This is a genomic window from Bartonella tribocorum, from assembly GCF_002777915.1.
Classification (GTDB): Bacteria; Pseudomonadota; Alphaproteobacteria; order Rhizobiales; family Rhizobiaceae; genus Bartonella; species Bartonella tribocorum_A.
On record NZ_NJGE01000038.1, the window covers coordinates 1 to 8,363 of the forward strand.

Sequence of the window (8,363 nt, forward strand, 5' to 3'; positions counted from 1 at the left end):
GCCGCCACCTTCAAGGAAAGAACCCATAGGGTCACGTTTATAATCTTTATCAATATGGAGCGCCTGATCATCACCAAAGGTTTTGATCAAGTTTACTTTTCCATAAAAAGACATAGGACGGCTGTTTTCACTGGCAACGGTTTTCGTTAAACGTCCACCAACACGGATCAACCATTGAGAAGGATTTTGCATGTCAATGGTCAGATTATCAGCATCTTTAATGGTATCAAACATCAAATGTTGATAGGCAAGTTGTGCTTGTGGCTCAAACGTTACGCCTTGAATACCGGTTGCAAATTGTTTGCCAACAGTTGTGGAGATCGACAACATTTTGGCATTTTTCAATTTTGCGGTTGTCCCAATGAGGGCATTGGTGATCTTTCCCTTTAGGAAGCCATAGGATAACAGCGCATCAAGATAGAAACCATTGTCATGTTGTATGGTTCCATAGGCTGTGAGTGACCATTTATCCATCGTGCTTTTTCCAGCGTCTTTCATATCTTTTGGCGTGAAAGAAAGTTGTCCGTAGGTGCCTAAAAGACCCAAATGCGTTGTGGTATTATGTCCTTCCAGTGCTGCAAAATTAACCCCTCCTTGGAGAGCGGCATAGCGAAGACGAGCACCATACCCATATTCAAGTGGTCCCCGCGCGGATGATAAGGTTCCTGTGCTTCCATAGGTGTGTAAGAAGAAGCCGTTGCTTTGTCCTTGTCCTTTTTCTGCGACAGATGTTCTCATATTTGCTAACAAGGCATTTTGTTTCGCCATATCCGTCAATCCACTATAGAAGAGAGCATTGGGCATGACCAAATAGCTTGCCATTTGTGCTACAGGTGCTTCTACTGTTGAATTGGGACCAAGAAATTCTTTATGTAAGCGGAAATCCCAGAAATTTTCATCTTTTTCATCAAAGAGACTTTGTTCAATATCGGCTTTTCCATGGCTTGATTCTAATCCGTAACCGGTTAGCGTATATTTATAAGGCGAACCACCTTTTGTGGTATAGCCATGGGCTAATTTGAAGGAATTTTCATCAGCTTTTCCAGAAACTTGGATCAGTGAAATCCCACCACTGTTTGAAGGATCGGAAGCATTTATAACACTGTCTTTATCTCCTAAATCGCTTTTGATATAAACTGTTGTGGAGCCTGAAACATCGCCGTGAATGATAAGCCGATCAGTTTTTTGATCATCCATGACAGAGCCGCCATCACTCCATTTTGTATTGAAATAAATCCGTGCATCGCCTGTTGCATTATAAACGGCTTTGGTATCAGGTTTTCCAGAGCCTATATGCAATGTGTGGTAATGATTTTCTGTTGGCTCTTGAAAAACGATAGAACTGTCATTGAGGCCCAGAACAGAAATATCAGAGCGTGACCTTTGAGCAATATCAAGCAGATTACCATCAGCATCTTTTTCTTGTGCGCTATTTTTTAAGATCCATTGTGTCCCGTTTTTCAGGTCAAAGTGTACGTTTCTCTCTTTTGCAATGTTCGCTCTGCCTTCTAAAGTAGAGTGATCTGCATTTAATGTGAAACTACCGGTGGAAATTTCCTTTATGGTGTCATCATTCCAGATATTTTTCTCTTTCCAAGAGATTGTATCCCAAAAAACACCACTGCCTAATAATACATCCGCATGAATTTCTGAATCTTTGAGATTAACTGTACCGATTGATAGCACGGGACTATTTTCAATGTTTTTTTCAGCAATAGCTCCAACAAGAATTCCTGTACCATCATCAACGTGAATATTGGTATTGGTCAGATTGATTTCATTGTTTTCATATGTTTGTAGATCATTTAATTCATCTGTATTGATTTTTGATAAAGCCATCAGTTGCAGACCTATGTTTCCTGCTTTTGCAAAAGTATTTGCTAGGTCAATCTTTCCCATGCCTGTTGTGGATAGCGCAACTTTTTTTGCGTCTATTGCATTTTTAGTGCCATTTTTCATTTTAATTGAAGCACCACCGGATGTACCAAGAGCAATATCAAAATTTTTGATAATTGTGTTACCATTTAATTCAATTTTGCTCTCAGGCTCCCACGAGCCTACGGCACTGGTTATTTTTTCGCTCTCACCACCGATTATTGTTAAATCTTCACTGGTGATTTTGCTTCCACCGTCTGCATAAAGACCTTCATCAACATTTTGAATGATTGTTTTGCCCGTTAAGTTAATTTCACTCTCAGCGTTTTCCGTCGTTAGACCAGAGCGTTCTGTATCTTCCCCCGAGTTGATTGGTTTTCCACCAGTAATTGTTAAATTTTCGCTGGTGATTTTGCCACCATCAACTGCTCTAAGACCGTTAAAAGTATTATTAATCGTTGTATTGCCATGCAATTCAATGATGCTTTTACCAAATGCAACCACGCCGGTTCCTATACCATCTGTTGTGAGTGTAACATCTGTGGTATTGATGACACCTTCTTTTTCTGCAAGCAATGCAGAAGAATATTCATTTTTCGTTGCTATACTTCCTCCTATCATTACAATCTTTGAGTCTGAATCGTCCACATAGACACCATCTCCCTGAGATGATGTGACTGTCGCATTGTTTAAAGTAATGGAACTTCCCTGTTTTGCATATACTGCATCGCTTTCACTCTCAAATGATCCTCCAGAGACTGTTATTGTAGATTCATGATCTGCGACTATGGCATTTTTTGCTTGTTTTACAGTTACATTTGTTAAAGCGACAGTACTATTATCTGCAGATACTCCTACGTTTAGTTGTTCATCATCTTTAACGCTCGATATTGTCACGTTTTCCAGTCTATTTTCTTCTCTCTTACTTTTCTCAAAGGTAGCACCAATTATTGAAGCTTTAATGGTTCCACCTGTCATGCTGATTGCGCCATTGTTGTTTGCCCAGAGTCCGGGGGCTTCAGATGATGTAATTTGAGCATTGTTGGTTAAAGTAACGATACTGTTGTTGTCAGAAATTACTGTTGCACCTTTTGCGTCAAATGATCCTCCAGAGACTGTTATTGTCGATTGATCATTTGCACCTATAGCGATTTCTGCTTGTTTTACGGTTACATTTGTTAAAGTAACGGTACTTTTATCCGCAGCTACCCCTACAGTTAGTCGTACATCGTCTTTAACGCTCGATATTGTCACACCATCTAGACTGTTTTCTTTTCTCTTACTGTTCTCGAAGGTAGCACCGATTTGAGAAGCTTTAATGGTTCCGCCTGTCATGCTGATTGCACCATTGTTGTTTGCCCAGAGTCCGGGGGCTTTAGATGATGTAATTTGAGTATTGTTTGTTAAAGTAACGATACTGTTGTTGTGAGAAGCTACTGTTGCATCTTTTGTGTCAAATGATCCTCCAGAGACAGTTATTGTAGATTCATGATCTGCAACTATGGCATTCGTTGCTTGAGAGACTTTTACATTTTTTAAAGCGACGGTACTTTTATTTGCAGCTATCCCTACGGTTAGTTGTGCATCATCTTTAACGCTCGATATTGTCACATTTTCCAGTCTGTTTTCTTCTCTCTTACTGTTCTCAAAGGTAGCACCGATTTGAGAAGCTTTAATGGTTCCGCCTGTCATGCTGATTGCACCATTGTCGTTTGCCCAGATTCCGAGGAATTCAGATGATGTAATTTGAACATCGTTGGTTAAAGTAACGATACTGTTGTTGTAAGACTTTACAGTTGCATTTTTTGCGTCAAACTCTCCTCCAGAGACTGTTATTGTCGCTTCATGATCTGCAACTATGGCATTTGTTGCTTGAGAGACAGTTACATTTGTTAAAGTGACTTGACTGTTATTGATGGCGCTTATTCCCAATAATGAGGATGTATCACTTTCTTTTTTTGATATTGTCACATTTTCAAGCTCATTTCCTTTACTATTGTTTGAGAAGCTCGCACCAACTGTAGAAACATCAGTTGTAGATACTGTAATAGAACCACCGTTCATTTTGATTGCACCGCCGTCTTGTGCAAAAAGTCCGATTATAGCATCATCAATTGTTGTGTTTCCGTGCAATTCAATCATGCTGTTAGGGCCGATAGATTGTGCACCAAATCCTTCGATATTTGTTTTTAGAGAAACATCCGTGACCTCGATGTGTCCACCCTGTATTGCAGATAATGCTGCTTGATTTCCTGTTACTGTTCCTCCAGTCATCTCGACTTTGCCGCCATTCGCTGCACCAAGGCCAACAAAAGTACTTTCAACTGTTGTATTTCCACTTAATTTAATTACGCTATCAGAATCGCTAGCACCTGCACCGGTTCCTTTGTCTCCTGTCGCTTTTAAAGTAGCATCTTTAACCTCTATATATCCTTTATTTTTTGCAAGCGATGCTGCTTGATTTCCGGTTACATTTCCCCCCGTTATTTTAATTGTGGAGTTTTTACTTTCTGCAAGGAGCCCTGTTCCATCAGTTGATGTAATTGTAGCACCATCTTTTAAAATAATGGAGCCACCGTTTAAAGCGTGCACACTTTGGTATTTTCCATTAAATTTTCCTCCAAAAACTTCTAGTTTAGAATTATTCGCAAATATGCCTTTTTCCGCGTTAGTGAGGATTACATTTTTTAATGTGACTATGCTTTTGTCTGCGTTGATTCCACATAGCAGTGGGCCTTCATTATTACTGGATATTGTCACTCCGTTCAGTTCGTTTGCATCGCTCTTACTGTTGAAGAAAGAAGCTCCCCCTCCAGAAGCTGTAATAGATCCTCCGGTCATTTTGATCGTGCTATTGTTGTTTGCAGCTAATCCGACTACAGCATTTTCAATTTTTGTATTCTCTTGCAGTTCAATTATGCTTTTATCTCCACCAGCGACGACTACACCAAACCCTTCGTCATTTTTCGCTGACAGAACAACATTTTTGACCGTAATATGTCCGCCATAACCTGCAAATAATGCTACTTCCTTTACATTTACTGTTCCACCGGTTATATTGATTATGCCGTTGTCTTTTGCTTCAAGACCTAGAATAATATCAAAGTCAGTTCCTTTGATGGTTGTTTTATCTCCTGTTAATTTGATCACACTGTTTTTGCCTTCAGCTGTTACAGCAGCTGGTGCTTCTAAAGAAGATGATCCTGGAGGAGAAATGGCCGATCCTTCGCTGGTGTTTTTATTTCCGGTGATTGTTAAATTTTCACCGGTGATTTTTCCACCTTCTTTTGCATGAATAATTTCATAGGCTTTTCCGGTTTCTCCAGTGATTTCTTGCTCTGCTCCAGAAACTTCAAGAGATTTAGCATGGACATTGAATTGAATATTAAACAGCACAACAGCTGCTGTCGCCATAGATGACAGAAGGGATTTTTTATACACGAATACTCTCCTTTTAAAGCCCCCAATATTCATTTCCCCGCAGACTTCAAAAGAAGAATAGAAAATAGATATTGTTTTTCGTTAATTGCTCATCAATAATTTATTTTACCTTTTCTGTCAAAATTAAAGTCATTTTTTCAAAAAATATAATTAATTTCATAATGTATTTATAGTAATATTTATACTATGTTTAGAAAGTATTAGAGTATATGATGATATCATATGCATTTTTATTATTAATTTACTTTGAATTATTTACGAAAAGCTTTTTATTGAATGTGTTTGGCTTTAATGCAAAAAGGGCTTATTGTTCAAATATAATGCTATTATGTGCGTTGTTTATGTGTTTTTTTATGGAGATATTTGATACCATACCAACATTTCCAAGTTTTTGGTCGAGATATGTTATGTTGATATATGGCAAGAAAAACATATTGCATGCAATAAATTTCAATAAATGAAAGCGTTTGAGGCAGAAGGCTCTAAATGTTCATCGCATCGAGATTATAAATTGTAGCGAGCAATCATTATTTTGCACTTTTGACATAATTTCTGAGGGAAAAATGAAAAAATATTTTTAGAAACTTTTTATTAATAATACGTTAATAGATCGGTTCATGAGAGAAAAGTTGCTTTAATGAGAAACAAAGCGGATACATAACAGAAATCACCCTAGAAGCTCCAAACAAGCGAAAAAGAAACCTTTTCAGTGACAGAAAATCAAAGGGTTAGGTTGACCGAATTCCTTAAACGCTTCTCTTTATAATTAATGTACTTGAATAATATACTTGGGATACGGAAAAACGATCAGTCAATTTATGCTCAAAGAGGTGAATACATCTTATATACGCTGCTTCTCAAATAATACGATTCCAGCTCAATGATTGATCATCAAAAATTGCGACCTTTAAGAGAGAAAAATAAAGACTCATTAAAGAGGTTTTAAATGATCTTTGAAAGGTCTTTGAAGCCCCTTTGAGAACCCCTTAAAAATCCTTCGAAAAAAAATAAATTGATTGTAGTTTGACATTAGGTTTTGCATTAAGTGGGAAGAGGTGGGATTAGTTAGGAATATGTGATAATTTATTGTTTTTATGAATAAAATTTAGCATTAAATGCGCGTTTTGTCAAAATAGATTTTGACACCTAAAATGATCAAAAAATGCGAAAAATGGTAAAAAGCGCGTTTTCATTGTAAAAATGAGAAAAGCCTTTGAAAGGTCTTTGAAAATCCTTTGAAGATTTTTAAAAAGTCTGTGAAAGCCCGGAAAACCGCCTTTGAAGACCCTTTGAAAAAAATCAATCCAAAAGTTCAATCGACTCCAAAATCAACAAAAAATGACCCAAAAAGCAAAAAAGATTTTCACCTATTGATGATTATCTATTTTTAGAGGTAATATATAATTTTAAATCAAATAGTTATGTAATTTTTCTAATGTAAAAAGATTTTCATATCGATTTTTGATTTTAGAGAGGCATTAAGCCGTATCTTGTGTGGTTTCTAGATGTGCACTTTCAGCTTCTATTTGACGCTTTAAATGAATTTTAAGAAGAGGGAAAGTTGCCTCGACTTCTTCTGTGTCGTTGATGTCTTGAACAAGCTCTTGCAACTTTATACGAAGCTCTGCCGCTAATTCCGCTATATTTTCAGGGGGGAGTTTTATATTTGCATCGCGATAGGTTGTATAAGCTATGCGACCTAGTTTTTTCATGAGTCCAGCAGGGATCGTTTGTGGTTTAAAACCTGCTGCTTTTGCTTTTGCCATGTCTGTAAACATTTCGCCTTCTCCAGTGAGAAGCCAATGAAAGTCTACACCATAAATTTTATGATAGGCAATTGCGATAGATGCTGGTGGCTCATTTATACCAAGCTCATAATTTGCAAGCGTATTTTTTGCCAAATTAAGAGATTTTGCAAAAGCACCGCGTTCTTCATTTCCGAGTATTCGTCTTATTTCACGTAGGCGTTTTGCCAATGGTGTTTTGGGGTCTGAATCGGGACGAGCCAAAAAAATGCCTCATTAATTCATTTTTTTGTGTTTTGTAAACATAAAAAATGAATTAATTACATATTACCGCTCGCTATTGAGGGCGTTTATTATACATTTAACCCCACAAAAAACGGATGTTGCAGCATCCGTTTAAAGCAGGAGCGAAAGTTATGACAACCACACAAACATGCATTCAAGTATGGGATCGCCGTAGTATTTTAGCTGAGCTACGCCGCCGTAACATGACCTTGGCGGAGCTCGCGAAAGCTTATCAACTCTCCTCATCCAGTGTTCAACACATTTGGACACGGTCTAACGAGAAAGCCGAACGTGCCATTGCCGATTTTATCGGCTTGCCCGTCGAGCAGGTTTTTAGTGACCGCTACCCCAAAAGTCGCCGTCGCATTTTTAAAGCAGCAAAACACGCTCATACGGGTTCGATAAAACATTCCACATTGCGTGGTAACGCTGCTTAAAACTGTGTTGGCTTTGCGTGTGTCATACGCATTTGCCATGAATTTATTACCATAAGATGAAAAGGTTTATCAATGTCTAAAGATCAATACGAAATAGGCAAGATAAATTGCATAGAGTTGCATCATGGAGCAGCCGTTTGGATGGGTTGTTTTTTAAGATTAGCTGGTCAAGTTTTCTTTATCGGGGGTGGTTATGGTTGCTGCTTATAATTTATGGACGCCCGAGGCAAAAAGAGAAATTTTTAATCCGTATTCGGAAGCTGAACGGCTACAAATGATGCTTTCCTGTTCTTTAAAAGCCGTGAGTGGTAGCTTTCGGCATGTCCCGATCCGAATGAAAAAATGGGCGGGTTGCAACCATCTGATTTGATTATTCTAGCAGGGCGCCCTGGGATGGGTAAAACGTCCCTTGCAACCAATATTGCCTTTAACATTGCCAATGCTTGTAAGCGTCATGATGATAGCCAAGCCAGTGAAGGGGGCATTGTTGGTTTCTTCTCCCTTGAAATGTCAACAGAACAGCTTGCAACCCGTATTATCTCAGAACAAACAAAGGTTTCTTCTTCTGATATGCGACGGG

At 38.3% G+C, this 8,363-nt stretch carries 4 protein-coding genes and 1 pseudogene; 3 read left to right on the forward strand and 2 right to left on the reverse strand.

What is annotated here, in order from left to right; translation table 11 throughout:
* Positions 1-5,316, reverse strand: a 5,316-nt coding sequence (locus CER18_RS09140; RefSeq protein ID WP_245410096.1) for an autotransporter outer membrane beta-barrel domain-containing protein, incomplete at its 3' end; no start/stop codon positions are given.
* 1,478 nt (positions 5,317-6,794) lie between these two features.
* Positions 6,795-7,325 carry a helix-turn-helix domain-containing protein gene (locus CER18_RS09145; protein ID WP_100129678.1) on the reverse strand — a complete coding sequence of 177 codons (531 nt, stop codon included), beginning with the start codon at positions 7,323-7,325 and terminating at the stop codon, positions 6,795-6,797.
* A 152-nt stretch (positions 7,326-7,477) separates the two neighbouring features.
* On the opposite strand from CER18_RS09145, the gene CER18_RS09150 reads away from it, so the two are divergent.
* The 3 genes and pseudogenes from CER18_RS09150 to CER18_RS09155 form a co-directional block, all read left to right on the forward strand.
* Positions 7,478-7,783 carry a helix-turn-helix domain-containing protein gene (locus CER18_RS09150; protein ID WP_100129679.1) on the forward strand — a complete coding sequence of 102 codons (306 nt, stop codon included), beginning with the start codon at positions 7,478-7,480 and terminating at the stop codon, positions 7,781-7,783.
* Between the two features lie 72 nt (positions 7,784-7,855).
* Positions 7,856-7,993 carry a hypothetical protein gene (locus CER18_RS10130; protein ID WP_180299425.1) on the forward strand — a complete coding sequence of 46 codons (138 nt, stop codon included), beginning with the start codon at positions 7,856-7,858 and terminating at the stop codon, positions 7,991-7,993.
* Between the two features lie 123 nt (positions 7,994-8,116).
* Positions 8,117-8,363 (forward strand): annotated as a pseudogene (locus CER18_RS09155) (DnaB-like helicase C-terminal domain-containing protein); the annotation flags it as partial.

Bases quoted from the DNA above. Each gene is read 5' to 3' on its own strand.
- CER18_RS09150 (WP_100129679.1), top strand. From the start codon at position 7,478: ATGACAACCACACAAACATGCATTCAAGTATGGGATCGCCGTAGTATT.
- CER18_RS10130 (WP_180299425.1), top strand. From the start codon at position 7,856: ATGTCTAAAGATCAATACGAAATAGGCAAGATAAATTGCATAGAGTTG.